Source organism: Brotonthovivens ammoniilytica, from assembly GCF_025566885.1.
GTDB lineage: Bacteria > Bacillota > Clostridia > Lachnospirales > Lachnospiraceae > Brotonthovivens > Brotonthovivens ammoniilytica.
Window position 1 is genome coordinate 29,214 of sequence record NZ_JAOQJQ010000008.1, and the last position, 22,051, is coordinate 51,264.

The following is a 22,051-nucleotide window of genomic DNA, read 5'->3' on the forward strand; positions in this document are numbered from 1 at the left end:
ATAATAATCAATAATGTTGCATCTGCGCTACAAAAAAGAAGATAAGACAGGTAGTATTTATGATACAGTAAGATAGAAAAATGCCCCAGGGCATTTTTTAAATCCATATCAGTTAGTTATAACTAATAAAAGTAAGCGAAAGGAAACTAATAAAATGATGATGGACAAAAGACTGATTCATATGTTGAAAGCGGATAAAAAGTATATTGCCGGAAATATTTTACTGCAGTGGATATCCCTTCTGGCAAATATCACTTTTATTTTTTCTGTGGCTGCGTTTTTGCAGATGCTGTATGAGGGGGAATTTAGAACAGAAGTCTGGCTCAGACTGATAATAACGGCTGTGGAAGCTGTTGCTGTCCGGTTTTTCTGTGCCAGAGGAAGCGCAAAAATGTCGTATCTGTCATCTAAAAATGTCAGAAAAACATTAAGGCAGAACATATACAGGAAGTTGTTAAAGCTTGGAATGTCATATCAGGAGAAGGTATCTTCGGCGGAAACTGTCCAGATGGCAGTGGAAGGAGTAGATCAGCTGGAAACTTATTTTGGGGCTTATCTTCCACAGTTTTTTTACAGTCTGCTGGCTCCGGTGACGCTGTTTGTGACACTGGCATTTGTTAATGTTCGCTCGGCGGTTATACTGCTGATCTGCGTTCCTTTAATTCCGGCGGCCATTGCCGGAGTACAGACCTTTGCCAAAAAACTGCTGTCAAAATACTGGGGACAGTACACGTCTTTGGGGGACCATTTCCTGGAAAATCTTCAGGGGCTTACTACATTGAAGATTTATCAGGCGGATGAAGCTAGAAATCAGGAGATGAACCAGGAGGCTGAAAAGTTTCGGAAGATTACTATGAAAGTACTGACCATGCAGTTAAATTCCATTACTATTATGGATTTAGTGGCTTATGGCGGAGCGGCCCTTGGAATTTTGATATCTGTCCGTCAGTTTCAGGCCGGAAATGTAAATTTAGCGGGAGCGCTGGCGATTATTCTGCTGGCAGCTGAGTTTTTTATTCCTATGCGCCAGCTGGGCAGTTTTTTTCATATAGCAATGAATGGAATGGCTGCCAGTGACAGAATTTTTAAATTGCTGGAGATAAAAGAAGCAGAACAAAAGGAAGTCTGCGATTTCCCGAAAAAAGGCTGCTGCATATCAGCACGTCATCTTTATTTTACTTATGATGGAGAACGTGAGATTTTAAAAGATATTTCTTTTGATATTCCGGAAGGGAGTTTTACAGCTGTTGTAGGGGAAAGCGGAAGCGGTAAATCTACAATTGCATCTATATTGATGGGAAGGAACCATGTGCAGCAGGGAACGCTGAAAGCAGGGGACTGTAATTATGACCGGATCCGGGAAGAGGAGCTTATGAAACAGATCACTTATGTGGGGCATAACAGCTATCTGTTTCGGGGGACGGTAAGAGAAAATCTGTTAATGGGAAATCATCAGGCTTCCCAGGAAGAGATGTGGGAGGTTTTGGACCGGATGCGTCTGAGCGGATTTTTGAGAGCAGAACAGGGGCTTGACACCATGCTTACGGAAAATGGCAGTAATTTTTCGGGAGGCCAGCGTCAGAGGCTGGCTCTGGCAAGAGCATTGCTTCATAACAGCCCGGTATATATATTTGATGAAGCATCTTCAAATATTGATGCTGAAAGTGAAGACGATATCTTACAGCAGATTTATTCGCTGGCCAGAACAAAAACGGTTCTGATGATTACCCACCGTTTATCAAATGTAAAAAATGCGGATTGGATTTATGTGATGCAGAAAGGAAAGATCGCAGAACAGGGATGCCATGAACAGCTTCTGGGTCAGAATGGAGTTTACGCAGATCTCTGGGAAACACAGCAGGATCTGGAAAACTATGGAAGGAGTGTGCAGCAGTGGAAAAAAGAAGTAGTTTAAGTATTTGTTTGAGGCTTTTAAAACTGGTGAAACCTCTGGCAGGATTTATGGTTCTTGCAGTGGGTATGGGGATCGCAGGACATCTTTGCGCCTCCTTTCTTACTGTTCTTGGTGTGTTTGCCGTGCTTTCTGTTCTTCAGGTTACGACAGCTTTGAGTTTAAAGATAATTTTTATACTGTTAGCGGTGTTTGCTGTATGCAGAGGATTTCTTAGATATGGGGAACAGGCGTGCAATCATTTTATTGCATTTAAGCTGCTGGCTTTGATTCGTGATAAGGTATTCAGGGCTCTTCGCAGGCTCTGCCCGGCGAAACTGGAAGGAAAGGAAAAGGGCAATCTGATTTCGGTAATTACTTCGGATATTGAACTGCTGGAGGTATTTTACGCACATACAATCTCACCGGTGTTGATTGCAGTCTGCACATCAGTTTTTATGTGCCTTTTTATTGGCCGTTACCATTGGGCCCTGGGAGGTCTTGCCGCCGCCTCCTATTTCATTCTTGGATGCGTATTACCCGGGATTACTTCCCGGATGAGCGGAGGGCATGGGGCCGACTTTAGAAAACAGACCGGAGAGCTTGGAAGCTATGTGCTGGACAGCTTAAGAGGGCTGGAGGAAAACATTCAATATCAGATGGGAGAGGAGCGGCTTAAGGAAATGAATGAACGGGCAGATAAGCTGTCTGAGGAAGAAAAACACATGAAGAAGCTGGCCGGGAATAATCAGGCGGTGATTCATACAGCGGTTCTTGTTCTCAGCCTGGCTATGCTTTTAAGTTCTTCGTTTTTATTTCAAAAGCAGCTGATTGGCTTTGAAGGGATACTGATTTCAACAGTGGCGCTTATGAGTTCCTTTGGCCCGGTGATTGCACTGGCCAATCTTTCGAGTACTCTGCAAAGTACCATGGCGGCAGGTAACAGGGTGCTGGATATTCTAGATGAGATGCCTTTGACAGAAGATATTACAGATCAGCCGGAACAGGTGTTTTCCGGAGCAAGACTTCAGCATGTAGAATTTGGATATGGAGATGAAAAAATTTTATCTGATATATCATTGTCAATTTCTAAAAATCAAATTATCGGTATTACTGGTAAAAGCGGAAGCGGTAAATCTACACTGCTGAAGCTGCTGATGCGTTTCTGGGAGCGCGATCAGGGAAGCATAACCATTTCCGGTACAGATATTAACTGTATTAATACCCTGAATCTTAGAAATATGGAAAGTTTTGTTACTCAGGAGACGTATCTGTTTCATGACAGCATTGAAAATAATATACGAATTGCAAAACCCGATGCCAGCCGGGAGGAAATAGAAAAAGCCTGCCGGAAAGCATCAGTTCACGATTTTATTATAAGCCTTCCAAATGGATATCAGACAAATGCAGGTGAGCTGGGAGATGCGCTCTCCGGGGGAGAGCGGCAGAGAATCGGGCTGGCAAGGGCTTTTTTGCATGAAGCACCGTTTATCTTGCTGGATGAACCAACCAGTAATCTGGACAGTCTGAATGAAGGGGCTGTGTTAAAAGCGCTGTGCCAGGAAAGAAGCGGTAAAACCATGGTTTTGGTTTCCCACCGGCCTTCAACTATGAAAATTGCAGATTATGTCTGCCCGATAGAACACGGGAGGGTAAGCTGATGACAAAAGATATTAAGAAAAAAACAGAGCAGGAGAAGCGGATGGTATCTGATATGATTTTTCTGTACTGCAGAAAAAAGCATGGGGCCCGGCAGACCTTGTGTTCAGAGTGCAGAGAGCTGAAGCATTATGCACAAGTGCGCAGTGATCATTGTCCATTTATGGAAACAAAAACATTTTGTTCCAACTGTACGGTCCATTGCTACAGCCCCCAAATGCGGGAAAAGATACGGAAAGTTATGGCTTTTTCAGGACCGCGCATGATTCTTTATCATCCTGTGGCGGCAATCAGACATTTAATTACCAGTAAAAGAGAAAAGAGAGAATGGAGGAATGTCAATGAAAATTAAAAAACTAATACTAATGGCAGTAGGGTGTCTTTCACTGGCAGTGGGATGTGTGGGGGTTGTGCTTCCCCTGCTTCCGGCGTTTCCATTTTTCCTGCTGACGGTTATCTGCTTTACAAAAAGTTCGCAAAAGCTTCATAATTGGTTTGTGGGAACAAAAATGTACAGAAATTCCCTGGAGCCTTTTCTAAATAAAAAAGGTATGACAATGAAGACTAAGCTTTCTGTTATGGCCAGTGTTACTGCCCTGATGTCTATTGGGTTTATCATGATGAGCCGGATTCCGGTGGGACGTATTATTTTAGCGGGTGTCTGGGTGTTTCATATGATATTCTTTTTGTTTAAGGTTAAGACAATCAGACCGGAATCCAAAGAAAAGGATGAGCAGGATGCTTTGGCAGAAGAGGTGTTTGAGCAGTAAGAGCGTGGTAATAAAAGAACAGGACTTATTTACAGCGGTAATAAAATCATAAGTACTAAAAGTCTCCTTTTCCGGAAAATTCATGAAAGATTAAGATTATTCAATTAAAAATATGATAAAATGACAGGGTGGAAAGGAGTACATAAAAATGAGTGGAAGACGAAGAAGGCGCAGAAGAAAATGGCCGGTTATATTGATTGTTATAGTTGTAATTATCCTGCTTTTGCTTTTGGCAGGCGGAAAGTTTTTAAAACACACCATTGCGAAGACAGCGGCCAGACAGATGATTACTCAGCAGGTTCAGGAAAGCGGCAGCAGTGAAGCTTCAGATATTTTAAACCGGATGTCAGATGAGGATCTGGATACAGCCACCGGCATTGCAGAAAAATATATTTCCCTTGGAAAGATGAATGAATATATGCAGGCATGGCAGAGCGGTGATCTGTCCAAAATAAAAGAGGAATTAAAGCAGTCGATGAGTCAGGAGGATCTAGATACGTTAAGGTCACTTTATGAGAAATACCGGTAAACATTGACTGTGGTCAGAAAAGAATGATTCATGTAAGATAAGCGGAAAGCAAAAAAGAAATCCCAAGGGGCTGTAAAAAAACTCCCCTAAAAGAAAAATCGCCCAGACCGTGAGGTCTGAGCGATTTTTTTATAAAACTTATACAACGATTAAACATAAGGACGACAGGGAGTAAAAACCTTGCCGTCTTTATATTTTACATTTTCTCTTTATAATCTTTTCCCCAAGCTTCCATTGCAGAAATAATTGGTCGCATTGATTCCCCAAGTTCTGAAAGAGAATATTCTACTCTCGGTGGAACTTCGGCGTAAACTGTACGAATGACAATTCCATCGCTTTCCATAGAACGCAGACTGTCCGTTAATACTTTTTGGCTGATACCTTCAAGGGATTTTTGCAATTCATTAAATCGCCACGGACGGGCAAGCAGATTTCTCATTATCAGCAATTTCCATTTACTTCCTATCATTTGAACAGTAGTAGCCACAGGGCAAGCTGGCAGTTCTTCTTTTTTTATCATAGCAAGCACCTCTAATCGAATGTTACATCAAATTGTAATGTTATACTCATATTTTACTGTGAATCGCTAAAAAAGCAATAGAGCAGTCTTAATTTCTAAAAAATATTATCCTTAAAATGCCTGTAAACACGCAAAAGTTACAAAAAGGTGCGTATCCCAATAAAAAAGTGCGTACTTGTACGAGCAGAATTTATTAGTACAATTATAGATACAGGGAGCCAAAAACTCGCTGAATATACTAATGGAGGTCAATATTATGGCACTCAAAGACATTTTAGGTTGGAACAAAAAAGAGGAAGCACCTGCTTCTGCTTGTGGAACAGCTTGCGGAGCATCTGACAAGCCTAATGAAACTCCTGCCGCTTGCGGTTCAGCCTGCGGAGCATCCGATAAGCCTGCTGAAACACCTGCTGCTTGCGGTTCAGCCTGCGGAGCAAGTGATAAATAATTGTTCCAAACTGGGGTTCCCGATGAATGTGCATTCGTCGGGAACATTTAACAATAACACGGATTATCCGTTTATTATATGAGGTAAATTACTATGAAACAATATTTTTCTTTTCAATGGCACATTACAGATGAATGTGACCAAAGGTGTAAGCATTGCTATATCTTTTCTGAAAACAACTGCAAAAAGCTCGATATGATGAACCTCGAACAAATGCAGGATACTTTCTATAACTGCCTTGATTTTTGTAAGGTATATGACCGTTTGCCGTATTTTTATATCACAGGTGGTGACCCGATTTTACACCCAGACTTTTGGAGTCTGCTTGAGCTTATGAACGAAAATGAAATACCGTTTAGCATTCTCGGTAACCCATTTCATTTAACAGATGATATTTGCAGAAAGCTAAAAGAATACGGCTGTCAAAAATATCAGCTTTCACTTGACGGTATGCGTGAAACACACGATTGGTTTCGTAAGCCAGGCTCATTTGATTGTACTTTAGAGAAAATCGGTTGTATCAATCGTGCAGGTATTCGTTCAGTGGTTATGACAACAGTATCAGGAACAAATATCAAAGAAGTACCAGATATTATTGATACGGCTGTAAAGGCTGACGTAAATGTATTTGCGTTTGCTCGCTACTGCCCAACAAGCGAAGAAAAGGATACAGGGATGACCCCGCAGGAATACCGCAAATTGCTTGTCGCTTGCGATAAAAAGTTTAAGGAATATGAAGCGAATGGATGTCAGACATACTTTAACAAGAAAGACCATTTATGGACTCTGTATGAGTATGAAACAGGTGAGTTTAAAGTTTCCGAAGCTATCGAGGATGGAATGATATACGGAGGCTGTAACTGTGGTAACTGTCATTTGACAATAGTTCCGACGGGAGATGTTTTCGCCTGCCGAAGAGTACAAAACAGTAAGGTGGGAAATGTATTTGAGGACAGACTTGCTGATGTGTGGATTTGTGAAATGGAAAACTACCGTGACTATACAAAATTTGAAAAATGCTCAAAATGTGAGCTTTTAGCGTGGTGTCGTGGCTGCCCTGCTGTGGCAAGCGGAAAAGACGGTAATTTTTATGCGGCAGACCCGCAATGTTGGAAGGAAGTGTGAATTATGTTAATGGATATTATTAAAGCTCGTCATTCTATCCGAAAGTACACGGATAAGCAAATCAGCCGTGAGGATATGGAGAAAATTATGGAAGCTGGTAATTTTGCTCCTAATGCAGGCGGCGGTCAGCGTAGTATTTTAATCGGAGTTCACAACAAAGATTTAGTAACCAAAATAGGAATAATGAACCTTTCAAAATTTGACCGTAGTAACCTTGCAGGCTCTTATGTTTCAAGGGAACAGCCGAGTGTAATTGATGATGAACATATTGAAAACGGCTTTTACGATGCACCCAGTGTTGTAGCAATTTTCGGGCAGAATGGATTTTTATTTCGGGAAGCAGACGCTTTTTGCTGTGCCGAAAATATGGTTTTACAGGCAACAGAACTTGGCATTGCGTCCTGCATAATTTCTCGTGGAGCAGACACATTTTTAAGTGCAGAGGGGAAAAAAATACTTAAACAGTGGGAAATTCCCGAAAACTATTCTGCGATTTGCTTTGTTATTCTCGGATATATCGACGGTGAGCAGCCACACACAAAACCAAGAAAAGTGGGAAGAGTCAAAATCGTGGGATAAATATCTGAAACGAAAGAAAACGAAATAATGGAATATAGAAAAGCAAACGATGCGATTTATCTTCGGATTGATAAAAATGAAAAAATAGTTGAAACAATCAAGACGGTGTGTGCAAAAGAAATGATTTACGGAGGACATTTTCAAGGAATTGGAGCTTGTGATACAGCAACGCTCTCAACTTATTTGCCCGATAAAAATGATTTTACAGACCATACCATTTCTGGAATGATTGAGATGATTTCTCTTATGGGGAATATCACTGTTGATAATAATAATGAGCCTTTTGTGCATAGTCACGCTGTTTTCTCATACTTGAATAATAACGGGGAAATTGTTAAGGTATTGATACAAGAATAAGTCTGCAACGGAGAATAAAATATGACACAGGTTGAAAGAAGAAATTATTTAATAAAAGAATTGTTTGCAGAACACCCCGAATATGCAAATATGGAGATACCAGAAAGCGAAGAAGCACAAAAAGGTCTTTTGCGTTCGCTCCTTAATATCCGTTTGCCACATAAAATTAGCGAGCAATTTCTTACTGTGCAAGATGACTATTTGCAGGAAGAAACCAAACTAAAAGGTATTACAGACCTTGCAAGTCTTAAGTCATTTGAGAACAACCTTTATCTTTGGCAGGGCGATATTACAACGCTGAAATGCGACGCCATCGTTAATGCTGCAAATAACGGAATGACGGGGTGTTATCAACCCTGCCACGCTTGTATTGATAATTGTATTCATACTTTTGCAGGCATTCAGCTTCGTTTAGAGTGTGCGGAACTGATGCAACGTCAAGGCTTTAAAGAACCGACAGGTACAGCAAAAATCACTTCTGCTTATAATTTGCCTTGCAAATATATAATACATACTGTCGGTCCGATTGTGAGTGGAACAGTTACTCAAAAGGACTGCGATTTGCTTCGGAGCTGTTACCGTGCCTGTTTGGAGCTTGCGGAGAAAAAGGAAGTTCGGAGTATTGCGTTTTGCTGTATTTCAACAGGAGTATTTCATTTTCCAAATGATATAGCAGCTGAAATTGCAGTTGCTACCGTTAAAGAATACCTTGAAAAATGTAAAAATGAAATGAAGGTGATATTTAATGTTTTTAAAGATGAGGATTACAAAATCTACAGAGCCTTACTTGGATAATATCAAAAAACTGAAAGAAAAAATCGAAACAACCGACACGATTGTCATAGGTGCAGGAGCAGGTCTTTCTACTTCGGCAGGTTTTATCTATGATGGCGAGAGATTTCATAAATATTTTGCTGACTTTGAAGAAAAGTACGGCTTTCACGATATGTATTCAGGTGGTTTTTACCCATATAAAACATTAGAAGAATATTGGGCATATTGGAGTTGCTACATTGCGGTCAACCGATATGATGATGCACCAAAGCCTGTATATAATGAATTACTTAAGCTTGTGAACGATAAAGATTATTTCGTTATCACTACAAATGTTGACCATTGTTTTCAAAAAGCAGGATTTGATAAAAAACGCTTATTTTATACGCAGGGAGATTACGGCTTGTTTCAATGCAGCGTGCCTTGCCATAATAAAACATACGATAATGAAGAGGTCATTAGAAATATGATGGCACAGCAAAGAAATATGAAAGTACCTACAGAACTTTTACCCAAGTGTCCTGTCTGCGGCAAGCCTATGACAATGAATTTGCGTTCTGATAATAAGTTTGTTGAGGACAAGGGATGGCATACTGCAGCCGAGCGTTATTCAAATTTTCTTCGTTCACGGCAAAATGGGAATATACTATTTCTGGAACTTGGTGTTGGATATAATACGCCTGTTATCATTAAATATCCCTTCTGGCAGATGACAGCACAGAATCCCAGGGCAGTTTATGTCTGCTTAAATTTGATGGATGCGGCGGCGCCGCAGGAGATTGCAAGACGTTCCATCTGTATTCAGGGGGATATTGGGAAGGTGCTGGAGTTATTATAGACAACAGATTTATTTAAAGATTCATATTTACTTTCGTGCTACAGTTATGTATAATTGTAGCACGAAAGGAAGCGATTGAATGAAACAGTTTGAGAAGTTGGAAATCCTCTTGAATGAGCAGGGGGGAATGATTCAGACATCGGAGGCAGTAAAACGAGGCATTTCAAAACCGGTATTTTATAACTATGTAAAAGAAAAAAAATTAGAGCAGGCGGCGCATGGAATCTATGTATCATCTGATGCTTGGATTGATGCCATGTATCTGATTCATATGCGGTGTAGTCACGGGGTGTTTTCCCACGAGACTGCTTTGTTTTTTTATGACCTTACAGACCGTGAGCCTTCGCCCTATTCCATTACAGTTAAGCGGGGATATAGTACTACCCGTTTAAAAGCAGATGGGCTTTCTGTTTACACCATTAAGCAGGAACTGCACGAGATTGGGAAGAGTACGGCACAAACCCCTTTCGGTCATACGGTTCCAGTGTATGATATGGAGCGAACCATTTGTGATTTGCTGCGCTGCCGGAGCAGCATTGAGATGCAGACATTTCAAAGTGCGCTCAAAATGTATGCCCGCAGAAAAGATAAAGACTTGCGGAGACTGATGCAATATGCAGGACTATTCCGGGTTGAGAAGATTTTGCGTCAGTATTTGGAGGTGCTTTTATGATAAAGACTGCAAGACAGTTAAAAGATTTGATTCGCAATCTCTCGAAGGAAAAATCTGCGGATGCGCAAATTCTGATGCGAAATTACATGATGGAGCGTTTTTTGGAGCGTATTTCTCTTTCGGAATATCGGGATAATTTTATTTTGAAGGGTGGAATGCTGGTTGCGGCAATGGTGGGACTGGATGCCCGGTCTACAATGGACTTGGATGCAACGGTCAAAGGAACCAATGTGAATGTCACGGACATTGAAAATCTGATTGCATCCATCATAACAGTTCCTATTGATGACGGTGTGACCTTTCAGTTAAAAAGTATTTCCGAAATTATGGACGAGGCCGAGTATCCGGGAAGTCGAGTCAGCATGGCGGCAGCTTTTGATGGAGTGGTGACGCCTCTGAAGATTGATATTTCTACCGGAGACGCTATTACTCCCAGGGAGGTCAAATATAGCTTTAAGCTCATGCTGGAAGAGCGCTCTATTGATATTTGGGCGTATAATCTGGAAACCGTACTGGCAGAGAAGCTGGAGACAATCATTACCCGGGCAACAACGAATACCCGCATGAGAGACTTCTACGATATTTACATTCTGAAACAGCTTCATGGAAGGTCGTTGAACACGGAGGTTTTCCGTGATGCGTTGTTGTCCACCGCCCACAAGCGAGAGACAGAGAAGTATCTGGCTGATGCAAAAGCAGTATTTCAAGAGGTGAAAGACAGCCATGTGATGCAGAATCTTTGGACTGCTTATCGGAAGAAGTTTTCTTATGCAGCTGAATTGGAATGGGATTCGGTCGTGGCGGCGGTTTGTTTCCTGTATGCCTTAACAGAGAATGGCGGAACAAAATGAAAATGGTGGGCAATAAACATAACACCCCGGGCATTATAAAATATCCCTTCTGGCAGATGACAGCACAGAATCCCGGGGCAGTTTATGCCTGCTTAAATTTGATGGATGCGGCGGCACCGCAGGAGATTGCAAGACGTTCCATCTGTATTCAGGGGGATATTGGGAAGGTGCTGGAGTTATTATAGACAACAGATTCATTTAAAGTTTGTGTTTGTTTTCGTACTACAGTTATGTATAATGGCAACGCGAAAGAAAGTGATAAGCAAGGATATAGCACTGCCTGTTTAAAAGAAGATTGCTTATTCTGCTCATTCTAACCAATCTATTGACAAGAACGGTCAGAATGGGTAGAATGTGGGTAGAATAAAATTTGGAGGCGGTCAAATGATTTTTCAGGAAAGCGAAACAGTTGAGTTGAAGGCAATCGTGGTGGAAGATATAAAAAAAGAAATCATTGCTTTTGCAAACTGCGAGGGTGGGAAAATATATATCGGTGTTCAGGATGACGGAACAGTGTCAGGATTGGATAATCCGGATGAAACTTCTTTACAAATCAGCAATATGGTTCGGGATGCAATCAAGCCGGATTTGACCATGTTTCTTCACTATGAAACAGTGACGGCAGACGGAAAGAAAATCGTTGCAGTTGATATTCAGCAAGGAACTGAAAGGCCATATTATATTGCTAAAAAAGGTCTGCGCCCTGAAGGCGTTTATGTCCGTCAGGGCTATTCCTCTGTTCCAGCCACAAATACAGCAATCCGGCGCATGATTAAAGAAACAGATGGAGACCGCTTTGAGGAAATGCGGTCTTTGGAGCAGAATTTAACTTTTGAAAGTGCGAAAAAAACATTTGCAGAGCGAAATGTAAAGTTTGGACCTGCACAAATGAAAACACTTGGATTAATAACACAGGATGGCGTCTATACAAATCTGGGGCTGCTGCTTTCAGATCAGTGTGTGCATACAATCAAGGCTGCTGTTTTTCAGGGCACAAAGCAAAGTGAGTTTAAGGATCGGAAAGAATTTTCTGGTTCTTTGTTTCAGCAGATGGATGAAGTCTATGATTTTATTGATTTTCACAATCAGACACATTCAACCTTTGATAAACTGTATCGTATTGACAGGCGGGATTATCCCGAAACTGCTGTCAGAGAGGCACTTATGAATCTTCTGGTTCATCGTGAATATTCATTCCGTGCCAGTACATTCGTCAGTCTTTATGCAGACAGGATTGAATTTACTTCTATCGGCGGTTTAGTAAGCGGCGTGACTTTAAAGGATGTAACAATGGGTATATCTGTCTGCCGAAACATAAAACTTGCAAATGTATTTTACCGTTTGGAACTGATAGAAGCTTATGGAACGGGACTTATAAAAATCATGGATGCATATGAGGGAACAGGGATGACACCGCAGATTGAAACATCTGAAAATGCATTTAAGATTATTCTCCCGAACTTGAACGCAAGGCCTGAACCGGAAAAAGCCATACAGGTCAGAACCAGGAAAGATACCTCAGAAGAAAAGGTGATTGCTCTGACAAAAGAACGGGGTTTTGTTACAAGAAAAGAAGTTGAAATATTGCTTGGTATCAGACAATCATCATGCGGACGTTTGTTAAAAAAAATGATAGAAAACGGTCTGCTGATTCAAGACGGCAAAGGAAAGAATACCCGCTACTGCCTTCCGCAGTAAAGAAGATATTAAGGAGAGATTTACTTCAAAATGGCGGGCAATAAACATAACACCCCTGTTATTATTAAGTATCCATTTTGGCAGATGACAGTATCAAATCCCAAAGCTACATACGCTTGTGTGAATTTCGGTGAAGCTGTTTGCCCTAATGAAATCAAGGAACAGTCGATTTGTATTAACGGCGATATAGGTACTGTTCTTTCAGATTTGAGGTGAATTGATTAGAGTATGTATGTCTTCAGGTCTTCAGATTTTTTCTTGGAAGAAGCTGATGCTTGGCGAGATGAAGCGTGGGAAATTATAAGAAGTCGCTCCGACGTAAGGTTCTTTCTGCTGACAAAAAGACCACAAAGAGTGATAAAAGCAGATTGGATATTTGGTCCTATTTGCGGCAATAAAACTCGTGACCGTATAAGAGAAGATACAGTATTGGAGGACTATCCTCTCTACTGCCCAAAATGTAAGCAAGAAAGTTTAATTGAAGCCGAGAACCTACGTATAAGTGTCATCAAAGCGCCAGACGCAAAGACGCAGAGCCGATGATATGTGAGAAGCCTCATATATTATCGGCTCTTTCTTGTATACCTATACAATAAAACCACCTGATCTGCGAGTGGTTCCCCGTTCGGCTTTAGCCCTAGATAACAAAACCTCCAATGTTATAATAAGTGTGGGTCCTAAACCGCACTACATATAACAAAGGAGGTATCCAAAATGGATAAAAATACTTTATCACACACAACGTGGGAGTGTAAATATCACATTGTATTTGCACCCAAATTTAGAAGATAAAGGCAAATAATAAGTCCTTGTAAGGACTAAGCCGGTGAATAAGGTGCGGTTGGGACTCTTATTTTCGTAGGGCCTTTGAGGCCCAAGCCGGCAATAGTCCCTTACAGGGACAGAGCAAACCACCAGCTAAGCTGGTGGTGCTGATTTTTTAGTAGCGAGAGGGGGATTTGAACCCTCGACACTACGGGTATGAACCGTATGCTCTAGCCAACTGAGCTATCTCGCCAAATTTTTAATTTGCGTAAAAAATGGGACCTACAGGGCTCGAACCTGTGACCCTCTGCTTGTAAGGCAGATGCTCTCCCAGCTGAGCTAAGATCCCATTTAATAGCGAGAGGGGGATTTGAACCCTCGACACTACGGGTATGAACCGTATGCTCTAGCCAACTGAGCTATCTCGCCATAATTTTACGGGTTGTTGGACAACCCGCCTAAATAATATACAATTAAATACCATTAGAAGTCAAGTGTTTTTTGAAAAAAATCCCAAAACTTTTAAGCTTTTAAGCTGGCCAGTTGTAAAAGTAAATTTCTCCGTTTTATTGTTTTCATATTATTTTACTTTAATTTTAAAAGCCAGAAGGTTGTACGGTTTGTAGAGGAATCTTCGATGTTTTCAGCCACCAGCTCCAGATTCCATGCCTGGCCGGCCCGGATGCTGCAGATTACAGCAGTGGTGTCTGGCAGGATTCCTTTCGCAAGCCATTCTGCTCCGATGGCTGTATCTTCGATTTCCTTTTCCAAAAGCTGCGGATAATTTCCAGCTCTTGTCTGCTGTGTCTGAGACAGCGCCTGAGGGTGGGAGGCAACTTCTGTAAGGTGCTCCATTGGTGTTTCGGCTGATAATTTGAAAAGACAGTGGTGGATCGGAAGCACAAAGGTCTCTAGGTGTTCATACTGAATGTGTGAAAAGGTTTCCACGAATTCAGAAACCGGTCCGGCACTGGAATTTTCCACCCCAAGCACGCCGTAATCAATGGTGCCCTGCTGGAGTTCCTTTAAAATATTACGCGCGCAGATTAACGGAATATAAGATACGTCGGTTATTTCTGCCTGTTTGGCAAGTTCTCGGGCAGCGATTTCGGAAAAACTGCCGGGAATGCCCATATAGCCAATTTTTTTCATAATAATCTCCTTATATTGCAAATATGTATTCATTGTTTTGACTGGAATTTCTTATCGAATATTATAACCTATATTTTCTAAAAATCCAGTATATTCATGAGATGATTGTTGTGATGAGAAAAAAATTATTGTAAAATAAAATACGTCAGAAAAGAGGATGAAATTATGTTGAAATTAAATAGAAAAATAGCGCAGCTGAAACCGTCAAAGTCTGTGACTTTAATGGCCAAAACAAAAGCCATGCAGCAAAGAGACAAAAGTATTATAAATCTGACCGGCGGCGAGCCGGATTTTGCAACGCCGGAAAAAATCTGTGAGGAGGCGTACCTCCAGATGAAATCGGGGTTTACTCACTATACAGATGGGCCAGGAATCCCAAAGCTTCGGCAGGCACTGGCAGAAAAGCTGCGGACAGAAAACCATGCCCCGTATCAGGAAGATCAGATTCTGGTGACGCCGGGGGCCAAGTATGCGGTATATCTGGCAGTTCAGGCAGTTTTAAATCCCGGGGATGAGGCAATTTGGCTGGCTCCGGGCTGGGTATCTTATCCGTCCATCATAGAGGCCAGCGGAGGTGTCCCGGTAGCTGTTCATTTAAAGTGGGAAGAAAATTATCAGATTACCTTTGACGCTTTGGAAGAGGCTTATTCGGAAAAGACAAGACTTTTGATTATCAATTATCCCAATAATCCCACGGGAAAAGTGTTGTCTCCTTCAGACAGAGAAGCCATTGCCCAGTTTATGCGAAGTCATCCGGATGTGCTGCTGCTGTCAGATGAAATATATGAGCATATTATTTATACGGGATATGAGGCTGTAAGTATGGCTTCCGTGCCGGATTTGTTTGAGCGGACAATTATTGTCAATGGATTTTCAAAAAGTTTTGCCATGACAGGTTGGCGGCTTGGTTATCTTGCCTGCAGTTATGAGATTTTCAGCGTTGTCATGAAGTTGTTTCAGCATACGATCAGCTGCACCAGCGGTTTTTTGCAGATGGCTGCAGTGACAGCTTTGGGCTGCAGTGAGGATACGGAAAAGATGCGCAGGGAATACGAGAAGCGCAGAAATCTGCTGTATGAAGGAATCCGGCGGCTGCCGGGAGCAGATATGCTTAAGCCCGAGGGGGCATTTTATGCCTGGGTGAAGTTTGATCTTGGCATGAATAGTGAGGAGGTATGTAACTATCTTTTGGAGGAAGGAAAGATTGCAGGAGTTCCCGGGATTGCTTACGGTGAGGAAGAGAAGGTATGTGTTCGTTTTTCCTATGCGGCAAGCGAGACGGAGCTGCGCCGGATGCTGAAGAATCTGGAAGCGTTACTGACGAAAAAGAAAAGATAAGAGGAAGATGCCATGAAGACAGCCGGGCTGATTTTAGCGGCGGGAATGTCCAGCAGAATGGGAAGTTTTAAACCGCTTATAGAACTGAATGGAAAGAAAATGATTGACTGGACCATCGAAAACATGCTGCAGGGCGGGGCAGAAAAAGTAATTGTAGTCATTGGAAACAAAAGAGCACAGATGCAGCGCTGGCTTTTAAAGTATGATATCAGCCTTGTGCAGCCGGTTTTTAATGGGGATTTTGCCAGCGGGGAAATTCTAGATTCTATCAAGTGTGGTGTCAGGGAATTAAAGCGCCAGGAATTTGAACGGTTCTTTTTGCTGCTGGCAGATCTGCCGGCAGTGTCTGTCAATACCTTTGAGCGTTTGTCAAAGGTGTATGATCAGTGTGGGAAAAAGATTGCAATAGCCTCGGTTCATGGGAAAAGGAGACATCCTCAGCTGATTTCCATGGAAATGGCAGAGCATATTCTTGATTATGAAGGGAAGGGGGGGCTTCGGGGGTTTTGGAGATATGTGGAAGGGGAAATTGCGGATGTAAAAATAAATGATCCGGGATGTGAAATGGATGCGGATACACCTGAGGATTTGATATGTTTAAAATCCTATATGCAGAAAATAAAAAAGAAGGGAAAACCTGTGGAATGAACTATCATCATTCACCCAGGCATTCTCTTCTTTTTTATTAATGGAAGGTAATTTTGTCGATTAGGTGCTCTCTTAGATAGGAGCCCATAAAGTGCATATATTTTTTTTCGTATTGCAGGAATGTGCTGCTTTGCTGGCCGGCAGGAAGGGAAGCATGATAAGTCTGCAGCCGTTTCATCAGCATATAGGATTTTATAATCAGTTCATCTGTATGGTACTGCCGCTCATCCGGGTCCGGATAGCTGTTTTCGTTGATTTGGGTCAGATCAGAGCGAAGATCATTTAACCGTTCAATTAAAATTGCCATGTCTTTTCTGGTCCGGATAGGAAAGATAAATTTATTTGCAAGAAGCGCAATCAGTCCTCCAATACCTGTATAAATCAGTCGTTCCAGCAAAACAACGCTGATGGTAGCCTCAATAGACTGAATGGCCAGGGCCGAGCAGGTGATATAAATGACCATGAAAGAGTAACTGGTGGAGCCGTAAATCATAAAATTTGCAAAGGTCATAAGGGCTGCGCGTCCGGGAAACTGCCGGATAACGGAAAACAGGAAAAAGCATACGATAATTCCGATAAGCGTTCCAACCACCCGCTGGCGGATGCGGACCTTTGTATTTTCATACACAGGGATCATCATGAAGAATACTGAGATCACAAGCCAGTAACTGTTTTCCCACTGGCTGATATAGGCGAAAGCCAGGCAGGGAGTGATCACAATTACAAGTCTGAGTGCAAAACGAAACCGAAAGGCCCGGATAGACGGAATGCGGTTTCTAAAATGGAGCCGTTTGTAGTCCGCTGAGGGGGTCTGTTTTTCAAATTGTGTAGTAAAGCATTTGAGCATTCCGGAAATATCTGCGAATTTTTCCCGGTTAAAATCTTCACCTGTGGAAAAATTGATAACCTGGAACAGTGCAGCATACCGGCAGTACCAGTTGATTCTGCCGGTGAGACGAAGGCTTGCCCGGTTGTAATTGTAAATTTCATCACAGATTTGTTTATTAATATTAGAAAGCTCCTGATGCAGAAATTCCAGTTTTGTGGTATCATGTATTTCAAAGGCTTTTAATTGTTCCTGGCAGTTTTTTAGTCCCTTTTGAATAAAACTGCAAAGAGGATTTCTGACAGCTCTTGGTTTGGCAAGAATGATAAGAAATACAAAAATAATCAGAAATGATACGGTAAGTCCTTCGATTCGTGTAAGCAGAAGCTGTGGTGTTTTTACCGGAGCAATCTGAAAAAATATCAGGGCCATTCCTGCAGGGAAATAGTTTGTGGGATTGTATTCGTCAATCAGGCAGTAGGCCAGCCAGAACAGGGCGCAGGCATTTACAATGATACATAGCGGGATATTAATTACCGCAATAAAAGCCAGGGCTGTCATAATCAGATAGATCAGATATGTCTTGCACATGCAGGAGTAATGGCTGCTCATGTTTCTGAATCTGAGAAAAGACAACGTTACAAAAGGGCCGATCATGGTGTTTTCCATGCCGAAAAAATAATAGTTAACAAAGAAAATAAGCGTTACCACGATAGTGGGAGCAAACGCTTTTAAGCAAAAATTTTTAATGGTTTTTATCATTTTTATCATCTCCTCTTTTATCTTAGACTGGAAAAATCAAAAAAGTCAAGAAGTGTTAATTTTATGACGAGATGAATAGAGAGAATAAGGGAGCGGATTATGAGAGTAGGAACAGGTTATGATGTACATAGGCTTACAGCGGGAAGAGATCTGATTCTTGGCGGAGTTAAAATTCCCCATGAGCTGGGACTCCTTGGACATTCGGATGCAGATGTGCTGCTGCATGCAGTGATGGATGCGCTGCTTGGAGCAGCGGCCCTAGGAGATATCGGCAGGCATTTTCCGGATACAGAGGAACAGTACCGGGGGATTTCTAGTATGAAGCTGCTGGCTTATGTCAGCCGATTGCTCAGAGAAAAAGGGTACAGAATAGAAAATATAGATGCCACGGTAATTGCTCAGAAACCAAAACTGCGGCCCTATATTGCACAGATGGAGCAGAATATGGCAAAGGTTCTTGGAGTTTCACAAAGTCAGATTAATGTAAAGGCTACAACCGAGGAGGGACTTGGCTTCACCGGAAGCCAGGAGGGAATCGCTGCTCAGGCGGTCTGCTGTCTGGAACCGTCCGGGGTGCAGATATAAAGATCTGCAAAACCCGGATATGGATGCAGCAAAGATATGTAGAAAGAAAGGATAGAGAAACAGTATTACAGATGGAACTACGATATTTGGCGCAGGATGAAAAACATTTGTCCCGGGAGTTATATGAAGTATGCTTTCCGGAGGATACAGAAGAATTTGTGAACTATTATTATGAACAGAAATGTAAGGATAATGAAATTCTTGTACTGGAAGAGCATGAAAAAGTATACGCTATGATACATCTGAATCCTTTTACTGTATCTATGAATCAGAACAGCTGCCGTGTCCACTATATTGTTGCAGTTGCCACGGATGAAAGCTGCCGGAGACGAGGATACATGCTGGAGCTGATGAATCAGGCATTCCATGATTTGTATGGCAGAAAAGAACCCTTTACCTTTTTGATTCCTGCAAATCCGGATTATTATTACTCCTGCGGATTTGAATACTGGGAGAGTCAGCTTAAGTTAAAACAGGACCAGGGAGATATCTGGCAGGGACAAAAGGTTGCAGCGGCAAAAAAAGAGGACTGCAGAGAGCTCGCCCTGTTTTCCAATGAAGTATTGGGGAACAGATTTGATTTATATGTTGAGAAGGATGAGGCATATTATCAACGTCTGATTCTGGAGCAGAAAAGCCAGAACGGGCAGATTGTGGTGATGAGAGAGACATCCCGGGAGAATGGAAGGCCGGAGGGGGCGGTCAGCGGAATTTTCGGGTTTGACAGAGAATGCGGCGTTGAAATCCGTGAGCCTATTATGAGAACTTCCTGTACAGAATATGTCCATCCGCTGATGATGGGACGTATTATTCATCTTGAGAGTTTTTGTGCGGCTATGAAAAGCAGGGAGCCTGTGGAAATTAACACAGAGATAAGGGATACAATGATTCCTGAAAATAATGGCTGTTACCGGATACGGATTGATGAGAACGGCGGCAGGGCTGTGCGTATTCATTCCCATGAACCGGAGCTGTCAATGGATATAGCGGAAATTGGACAGCTGTTGTTTCATAAAATGAGAATATATATCAATGAGATTGTATAGTAAGGAGAGAGCGCTATGGCATTTGAGGCAGCACTGATTATTATGGCAGCAGGTATGGGAAGCCGGTTTGGGGGACTAAAACAGGTAGAGCCGGTAGGCCCCCGGGGAGAAGCTATTTTGGATTTTTCTGTTTATGATGCAAAAAAGGCAGGATTTACGAAAGTGGTTTTTGTTATTAAGCATCAAATAGAAGAAGAGTTTAAGCGTCTGGTGGGTGAGCGGATTGCAAAACAGATTCCTGTGGAATATGTATTTCAGGAAACAGATAAGCTTCCGAAAGGGTATGTGTGCCCGCAAGGCAGAGAGAAGCCCTGGGGAACAGCACAGGCAGTCTGGTGCTGCCGGGAAGCTGTGAATATTCCCTTTGCGGTTATTAATGCAGATGATTTTTATGGAGCATCTTCTTATCGAAAAATTATAGAGGCATTAAAGGGCGGCAGTGAGTGCTGCATGGTGGGATTCCGTCTCAGCAATACAACTACAGAAAACGGCTATGTATCCAGAGGCGTCTGCCGGATAGAAGGCGGCAGGCTGGCCGAAATTAATGAGTGTACAAAGATAGATGCAGAGTGCCGCTGTGAGCAGGAAGACGGGACGAAAGTACAGCTGCCCAAAGATGCGGTAGTTTCCATGAACATGTGGGGAATGCGTCCGGATGTATTCCGGTTTTTTGAAAGTGAATTTTTAAGGTTTCTGGATGAAAATCTTGACAGCAAAAAAGCAGAGTTTTATCTTCCTTCCGTAATAGATCAGCTGATTTCCACCGGCAGAAAACAGGTTCAGGTTCTGGTGGCAGAGGATAAATGGTATGGAGTTACCTATCGGGAAGATAAAGAGATGGTAGTGAAAGCAATACAAAAGTTAGTGGAAGAAGGCAATTATGAAGGACTTTAAAGATATTGTAGCAGAATTTCAGATTGAAGACAGTTATGTTTCCTCAAAAGCACTGGGACACGGGGCAATCAATGAAACCTATGAGGTTATCTGCAGCAGAGATCATTATGTATTGCAGGAAATTAATCCTATTGTATTTAAGCATCCGTCTGATGTTATGAATAATCTGTTTTTAGTTACCGGTCATCTGCAGAAAAAAATCCGGGAAGAGGGGGGAGATCCACGCCGGGAAACGTTAGAGTTTATCCGCACCCGGGAGGGAAATACGCTGCTGCAGACGGAGGATAAAAAATTTTACCGTATGTATCGGATGATTCAGGGCGCTGAAGCTATGGAGCGGATTCAGACCGTGGAATGTGCAGAGCATGCGGCGGCGGCTTTCGGCAAATTTCAGAAACGCCTGGAGGATCTGGATATCAGCAGACTTTCTGAAACAATTACCAGATACCATGATACCAGATATCAGATGAAGCAGCTGCTAAATGCTATTCGTGCAGATGTGTGTGCCAGGGCATCTGGGTGCCGGCAGCAGATCATGTTTGTGCTGGAGCGCTCAGAAAAACTGGGATTAATTTTGGATGAGATGGAGCTGGGAACCATTCCCAAACGGGTTACCCATAATGATACAAAATGTTCCAATATTCTTATGGAAAAGGATACCAAAAAAGCAGTATGTGTGATTGATTTGGATACGGTTATGCCGGGCTCTGCCCTTTATGATTTCGGGGATGCAATCCGGTCAGGAGCATCCGAATCCGGAGAGAGAGGAAGCGGAGGCTTAGAGCTGAATCTGGAACTGTTTGAGGCATATACAAGAGGATACTTATCAGAGATGGCAGCAAGTCTGACAGAAAAAGAGAAGGAATTAATGGTGTATTCCGTCTGGCTGATGACTATGGAAAACGGCATTCGTTATCTGGCAGATTATCTTGGCGGCGACGTATATTTTTCACATATTGATCATGAAACTGCAAATCTGGAGAAAGCGGTAAATCAGTTTTATCTTGTACTTGATATTGAGGAGAAGCGTGAACAGATGGATGAAATTGTCAGAACCTGTCTGAAAAAGTGGAAGGTATAAAGATGCTTCAACGGCTGACGGAGAAAACGGTTGACAAAAAACGGTTTTCTGCATAAACTTAATTCTATATGAAAAAGGCTGAGAACGGAAAAGTACAGAATCGGGTGATGACAGAGAATAACTGCCGCTGGCTGGAAGCAGTTTCATCTAAAGATTTTGGAAGTGCCTCCGGGAGCCGGCAGAGTGAACGAGACTTGAATTAGTAGCTCTGCCCGTCTGGCACACGTTACGTGTATAAGTGG

General features: G+C 42.2%; 25 protein-coding genes, 3 tRNA genes, 2 pseudogenes and 1 other annotated feature (1 of these 31 running past the window's edge). Of the genes and pseudogenes, 24 read left to right on the forward strand and 6 right to left on the reverse strand.

The annotated features are described in order from the left end of the window. The first annotated feature begins 154 nt into the window (after positions 1–154). The 5 genes from OCV88_RS14585 to OCV88_RS14605 all read left to right on the forward strand — a co-directional run bounded on the left by OCV88_RS14585 (position 155) and on the right by OCV88_RS14605 (position 4,849). A complete protein-coding gene (locus OCV88_RS14585; protein WP_262591414.1) occupies positions 155–1,915 on the forward strand; it encodes an ABC transporter ATP-binding protein/permease in 1,761 nt (586 codons plus the stop codon). Further along, complete coding sequence (locus OCV88_RS14590; RefSeq protein ID WP_262591415.1) at positions 1,894–3,552, forward strand: amino acid ABC transporter ATP-binding/permease protein; 1,659 nt, start codon at positions 1,894–1,896, stop codon at positions 3,550–3,552. The genes OCV88_RS14585 and OCV88_RS14590 overlap by 22 nt, the downstream gene beginning before the upstream one ends. Then, positions 3,552–3,902 carry a nitrous oxide-stimulated promoter family protein gene (locus OCV88_RS14595; protein WP_158426183.1) on the forward strand — a complete coding sequence of 117 codons (351 nt, stop codon included), beginning with the start codon at positions 3,552–3,554 and terminating at the stop codon, positions 3,900–3,902. Before OCV88_RS14590 ends, OCV88_RS14595 begins: the two co-directional genes overlap by 1 nt. Continuing rightward, positions 3,892–4,320, forward strand: coding sequence for a YbaN family protein (locus OCV88_RS14600; RefSeq protein ID WP_158426184.1), 429 nt, complete (start codon positions 3,892–3,894; stop codon positions 4,318–4,320). Before OCV88_RS14595 ends, OCV88_RS14600 begins: the two co-directional genes overlap by 11 nt. A 148-nt stretch (positions 4,321–4,468) precedes the next feature. Beyond that, the gene (locus OCV88_RS14605; RefSeq protein ID WP_158426185.1) at positions 4,469–4,849 is read left to right on the forward strand and encodes a hypothetical protein; all 381 of its coding nucleotides are present in this window, start codon (positions 4,469–4,471) and stop codon (positions 4,847–4,849) included. A gap of 196 nt (positions 4,850–5,045) precedes the next feature. Here OCV88_RS14605 and OCV88_RS14610 read toward each other — a convergent pair whose 3' ends face one another. Then, entirely contained in the window at positions 5,046–5,369 is a 324-nt protein-coding gene (locus OCV88_RS14610; protein ID WP_158426186.1) for a winged helix-turn-helix transcriptional regulator, read from the reverse strand. A gap of 256 nt (positions 5,370–5,625) precedes the next feature. Here OCV88_RS14610 and acgA point away from each other — a divergent pair, with 256 nt between their 5' ends. From acgA to OCV88_RS14675, 13 genes and pseudogenes are all read left to right on the forward strand, one after another. After that, positions 5,626–5,817: an ACGX-repeat peptide gene (gene acgA / locus OCV88_RS14615; RefSeq protein WP_158426187.1), complete on the forward strand. Its 192-nt coding sequence runs from the start codon at positions 5,626–5,628 to the stop codon at positions 5,815–5,817. 93 nt (positions 5,818–5,910) lie between these two features. Continuing rightward, positions 5,911–6,942, forward strand: a complete 1,032-nt coding sequence (gene acgM, locus OCV88_RS14620) for a radical SAM/SPASM domain protein, ACGX system (protein WP_158426188.1) — start codon at positions 5,911–5,913, stop codon at positions 6,940–6,942. A gap of 3 nt (positions 6,943–6,945) precedes the next feature. Beyond that, positions 6,946–7,521 carry a nitroreductase family protein gene (locus OCV88_RS14625; RefSeq protein WP_262591416.1) on the forward strand — a complete coding sequence of 192 codons (576 nt, stop codon included), beginning with the start codon at positions 6,946–6,948 and terminating at the stop codon, positions 7,519–7,521. Between the two features lie 27 nt (positions 7,522–7,548). Then, on the forward strand, positions 7,549–7,878 hold the full coding sequence (locus tag OCV88_RS14630; protein WP_158426190.1) for a PPC domain-containing DNA-binding protein: 330 nt from the start codon (positions 7,549–7,551) through the stop codon (positions 7,876–7,878). A gap of 21 nt (positions 7,879–7,899) precedes the next feature. Next, positions 7,900–8,673 carry a protein-ADP-ribose hydrolase gene (locus tag OCV88_RS14635; RefSeq protein ID WP_158426191.1) on the forward strand — a complete coding sequence of 258 codons (774 nt, stop codon included), beginning with the start codon at positions 7,900–7,902 and terminating at the stop codon, positions 8,671–8,673. Continuing rightward, positions 8,624–9,490, forward strand: a complete 867-nt coding sequence (locus tag OCV88_RS14640) for an SIR2 family NAD-dependent protein deacylase (protein WP_158426192.1) — start codon at positions 8,624–8,626, stop codon at positions 9,488–9,490. Before OCV88_RS14635 ends, OCV88_RS14640 begins: the two co-directional genes overlap by 50 nt. A gap of 79 nt (positions 9,491–9,569) precedes the next feature. Continuing rightward, positions 9,570–10,163 (forward strand): type IV toxin-antitoxin system AbiEi family antitoxin domain-containing protein, encoded by a 594-nt coding sequence (locus tag OCV88_RS14645; RefSeq protein ID WP_158426193.1) that lies wholly within the window; start codon positions 9,570–9,572, stop codon positions 10,161–10,163. Next, a complete protein-coding gene (locus tag OCV88_RS14650; protein ID WP_158426194.1) occupies positions 10,160–11,014 on the forward strand; it encodes a nucleotidyl transferase AbiEii/AbiGii toxin family protein in 855 nt (284 codons plus the stop codon). The genes OCV88_RS14645 and OCV88_RS14650 overlap by 4 nt, the downstream gene beginning before the upstream one ends. Continuing rightward, a complete protein-coding gene (locus OCV88_RS14655; RefSeq protein WP_317258644.1) occupies positions 11,011–11,199 on the forward strand; it encodes a hypothetical protein in 189 nt (62 codons plus the stop codon). Before OCV88_RS14650 ends, OCV88_RS14655 begins: the two co-directional genes overlap by 4 nt. 199 nt (positions 11,200–11,398) lie before the next feature. Next, the gene (locus tag OCV88_RS14660; RefSeq protein WP_158426195.1) at positions 11,399–12,712 is read left to right on the forward strand and encodes an RNA-binding domain-containing protein; all 1,314 of its coding nucleotides are present in this window, start codon (positions 11,399–11,401) and stop codon (positions 12,710–12,712) included. 18 nt (positions 12,713–12,730) lie between these two features. Continuing rightward, a pseudogene (locus OCV88_RS16175) lies at positions 12,731–12,928 on the forward strand (hypothetical protein); the annotation flags it as partial. A 141-nt stretch (positions 12,929–13,069) separates the two neighbouring features. Beyond that, positions 13,070–13,255 carry a cysteine-rich KTR domain-containing protein gene (locus OCV88_RS14670; protein ID WP_416795193.1) on the forward strand — a complete coding sequence of 62 codons (186 nt, stop codon included), beginning with the start codon at positions 13,070–13,072 and terminating at the stop codon, positions 13,253–13,255. Between the two features lie 171 nt (positions 13,256–13,426). Further along, positions 13,427–13,501, forward strand: a pseudogene (locus OCV88_RS14675) (IS200/IS605 family transposase); the annotation flags it as partial. Positions 13,502–13,656: 155 nt separating this feature from the next. Here the strand turns inward: OCV88_RS14675 and OCV88_RS14680 are convergent. The 4 genes from OCV88_RS14680 to OCV88_RS14695 all read right to left on the reverse strand — a co-directional run bounded on the left by OCV88_RS14680 (position 13,657) and on the right by OCV88_RS14695 (position 14,629). Beyond that, positions 13,657–13,730: transfer RNA gene (locus OCV88_RS14680), tRNA-Met, on the reverse strand. A 23-nt stretch (positions 13,731–13,753) separates the two neighbouring features. Then, positions 13,754–13,826 (reverse strand) — tRNA-Val (locus OCV88_RS14685). Between the two features lie 6 nt (positions 13,827–13,832). Further along, a tRNA-Met gene (locus tag OCV88_RS14690) sits at positions 13,833–13,906 on the reverse strand. A 156-nt stretch (positions 13,907–14,062) separates the two neighbouring features. After that, a complete protein-coding gene (locus OCV88_RS14695) occupies positions 14,063–14,629 on the reverse strand; it encodes a prephenate dehydratase (RefSeq protein ID WP_262591418.1) in 567 nt (188 codons plus the stop codon). 165 nt (positions 14,630–14,794) lie between these two features. Between OCV88_RS14695 and OCV88_RS14700 the strand changes: the two genes are divergently transcribed. Both OCV88_RS14700 and OCV88_RS14705 read left to right on the forward strand, forming a co-directional pair. Beyond that, positions 14,795–15,967 (forward strand): pyridoxal phosphate-dependent aminotransferase, encoded by a 1,173-nt coding sequence (locus OCV88_RS14700; protein WP_262591420.1) that lies wholly within the window; start codon positions 14,795–14,797, stop codon positions 15,965–15,967. 12 nt (positions 15,968–15,979) lie between these two features. Next, a complete protein-coding gene (locus OCV88_RS14705) occupies positions 15,980–16,615 on the forward strand; it encodes a nucleotidyltransferase family protein (protein WP_158426197.1) in 636 nt (211 codons plus the stop codon). Positions 16,616–16,652: 37 nt separating this feature from the next. On the opposite strand, the gene OCV88_RS14710 is transcribed toward OCV88_RS14705, so the two are convergent. Next, a complete protein-coding gene (locus OCV88_RS14710) occupies positions 16,653–18,203 on the reverse strand; it encodes an FUSC family protein (RefSeq protein WP_262591422.1) in 1,551 nt (516 codons plus the stop codon). A 99-nt stretch (positions 18,204–18,302) separates the two neighbouring features. On the opposite strand from OCV88_RS14710, the gene ispF reads away from it, so the two are divergent. The 4 genes from ispF (at position 18,303) to OCV88_RS14730 (ending at position 21,809) form a co-directional block, all read left to right on the forward strand. Next, positions 18,303–18,788: a 2-C-methyl-D-erythritol 2,4-cyclodiphosphate synthase gene (ispF, locus tag OCV88_RS14715; RefSeq protein WP_158426199.1), complete on the forward strand. Its 486-nt coding sequence runs from the start codon at positions 18,303–18,305 to the stop codon at positions 18,786–18,788. Positions 18,789–18,859: 71 nt separating this feature from the next. Beyond that, positions 18,860–19,834 (forward strand): GNAT family N-acetyltransferase, encoded by a 975-nt coding sequence (locus OCV88_RS14720; protein ID WP_262591424.1) that lies wholly within the window; start codon positions 18,860–18,862, stop codon positions 19,832–19,834. 15 nt (positions 19,835–19,849) lie between these two features. Further along, positions 19,850–20,728 (forward strand): nucleotidyltransferase family protein, encoded by an 879-nt coding sequence (locus OCV88_RS14725; protein ID WP_158426201.1) that lies wholly within the window; start codon positions 19,850–19,852, stop codon positions 20,726–20,728. Beyond that, positions 20,715–21,809, forward strand: coding sequence for a phosphotransferase enzyme family protein (locus OCV88_RS14730; RefSeq protein ID WP_158426202.1), 1,095 nt, complete (start codon positions 20,715–20,717; stop codon positions 21,807–21,809). The genes OCV88_RS14725 and OCV88_RS14730 overlap by 14 nt, the downstream gene beginning before the upstream one ends. A gap of 71 nt (positions 21,810–21,880) precedes the next feature. Then, positions 21,881–22,051 (forward strand) — a binding site (T-box leader) (it continues 57 nt past the right edge of the window).

What these genes read in the sequence shown, in the direction of transcription:
- acgM (WP_158426188.1), top strand. Translation starts at nt 5,911, where the DNA reads ATGAAACAATATTTTTCTTTTCAATGGCACATTACAGATGAATGTGAC.
- OCV88_RS14705 (WP_158426197.1), top strand. Translation starts at nt 15,980, where the DNA reads ATGAAGACAGCCGGGCTGATTTTAGCGGCGGGAATGTCCAGCAGAATG.
- OCV88_RS14600 (WP_158426184.1), top strand. Translation starts at nt 3,892, where the DNA reads ATGAAAATTAAAAAACTAATACTAATGGCAGTAGGGTGTCTTTCACTG.
- OCV88_RS14655 (WP_317258644.1), top strand. Translation starts at nt 11,011, where the DNA reads ATGAAAATGGTGGGCAATAAACATAACACCCCGGGCATTATAAAATAT.
- ispF (WP_158426199.1), top strand. Translation starts at nt 18,303, where the DNA reads ATGAGAGTAGGAACAGGTTATGATGTACATAGGCTTACAGCGGGAAGA.
- OCV88_RS14605 (WP_158426185.1), top strand. Translation starts at nt 4,469, where the DNA reads ATGAGTGGAAGACGAAGAAGGCGCAGAAGAAAATGGCCGGTTATATTG.
- OCV88_RS14730 (WP_158426202.1), top strand. Translation starts at nt 20,715, where the DNA reads ATGAAGGACTTTAAAGATATTGTAGCAGAATTTCAGATTGAAGACAGT.
- OCV88_RS14585 (WP_262591414.1), top strand. Translation starts at nt 155, where the DNA reads ATGATGATGGACAAAAGACTGATTCATATGTTGAAAGCGGATAAAAAG.
- OCV88_RS14630 (WP_158426190.1), top strand. Translation starts at nt 7,549, where the DNA reads ATGGAATATAGAAAAGCAAACGATGCGATTTATCTTCGGATTGATAAA.
- OCV88_RS14635 (WP_158426191.1), top strand. Translation starts at nt 7,900, where the DNA reads ATGACACAGGTTGAAAGAAGAAATTATTTAATAAAAGAATTGTTTGCA.
- OCV88_RS14660 (WP_158426195.1), top strand. Translation starts at nt 11,399, where the DNA reads ATGATTTTTCAGGAAAGCGAAACAGTTGAGTTGAAGGCAATCGTGGTG.
- OCV88_RS14625 (WP_262591416.1), top strand. Translation starts at nt 6,946, where the DNA reads ATGTTAATGGATATTATTAAAGCTCGTCATTCTATCCGAAAGTACACG.
- OCV88_RS14720 (WP_262591424.1), top strand. Translation starts at nt 18,860, where the DNA reads ATGGAACTACGATATTTGGCGCAGGATGAAAAACATTTGTCCCGGGAG.
- OCV88_RS14640 (WP_158426192.1), top strand. Translation starts at nt 8,624, where the DNA reads ATGTTTTTAAAGATGAGGATTACAAAATCTACAGAGCCTTACTTGGAT.
- OCV88_RS14710 (WP_262591422.1), bottom strand. Translation starts at nt 18,203, where the DNA reads ATGATAAAAACCATTAAAAATTTTTGCTTAAAAGCGTTTGCTCCCACT.
- OCV88_RS14650 (WP_158426194.1), top strand. Translation starts at nt 10,160, where the DNA reads ATGATAAAGACTGCAAGACAGTTAAAAGATTTGATTCGCAATCTCTCG.
- OCV88_RS14695 (WP_262591418.1), bottom strand. Translation starts at nt 14,629, where the DNA reads ATGAAAAAAATTGGCTATATGGGCATTCCCGGCAGTTTTTCCGAAATC.
- OCV88_RS14700 (WP_262591420.1), top strand. Translation starts at nt 14,795, where the DNA reads ATGTTGAAATTAAATAGAAAAATAGCGCAGCTGAAACCGTCAAAGTCT.
- OCV88_RS14645 (WP_158426193.1), top strand. Translation starts at nt 9,570, where the DNA reads ATGAAACAGTTTGAGAAGTTGGAAATCCTCTTGAATGAGCAGGGGGGA.
- acgA (WP_158426187.1), top strand. Translation starts at nt 5,626, where the DNA reads ATGGCACTCAAAGACATTTTAGGTTGGAACAAAAAAGAGGAAGCACCT.
- OCV88_RS14595 (WP_158426183.1), top strand. Translation starts at nt 3,552, where the DNA reads ATGACAAAAGATATTAAGAAAAAAACAGAGCAGGAGAAGCGGATGGTA.
- OCV88_RS14610 (WP_158426186.1), bottom strand. Translation starts at nt 5,369, where the DNA reads ATGATAAAAAAAGAAGAACTGCCAGCTTGCCCTGTGGCTACTACTGTT.
- OCV88_RS14725 (WP_158426201.1), top strand. Translation starts at nt 19,850, where the DNA reads ATGGCATTTGAGGCAGCACTGATTATTATGGCAGCAGGTATGGGAAGC.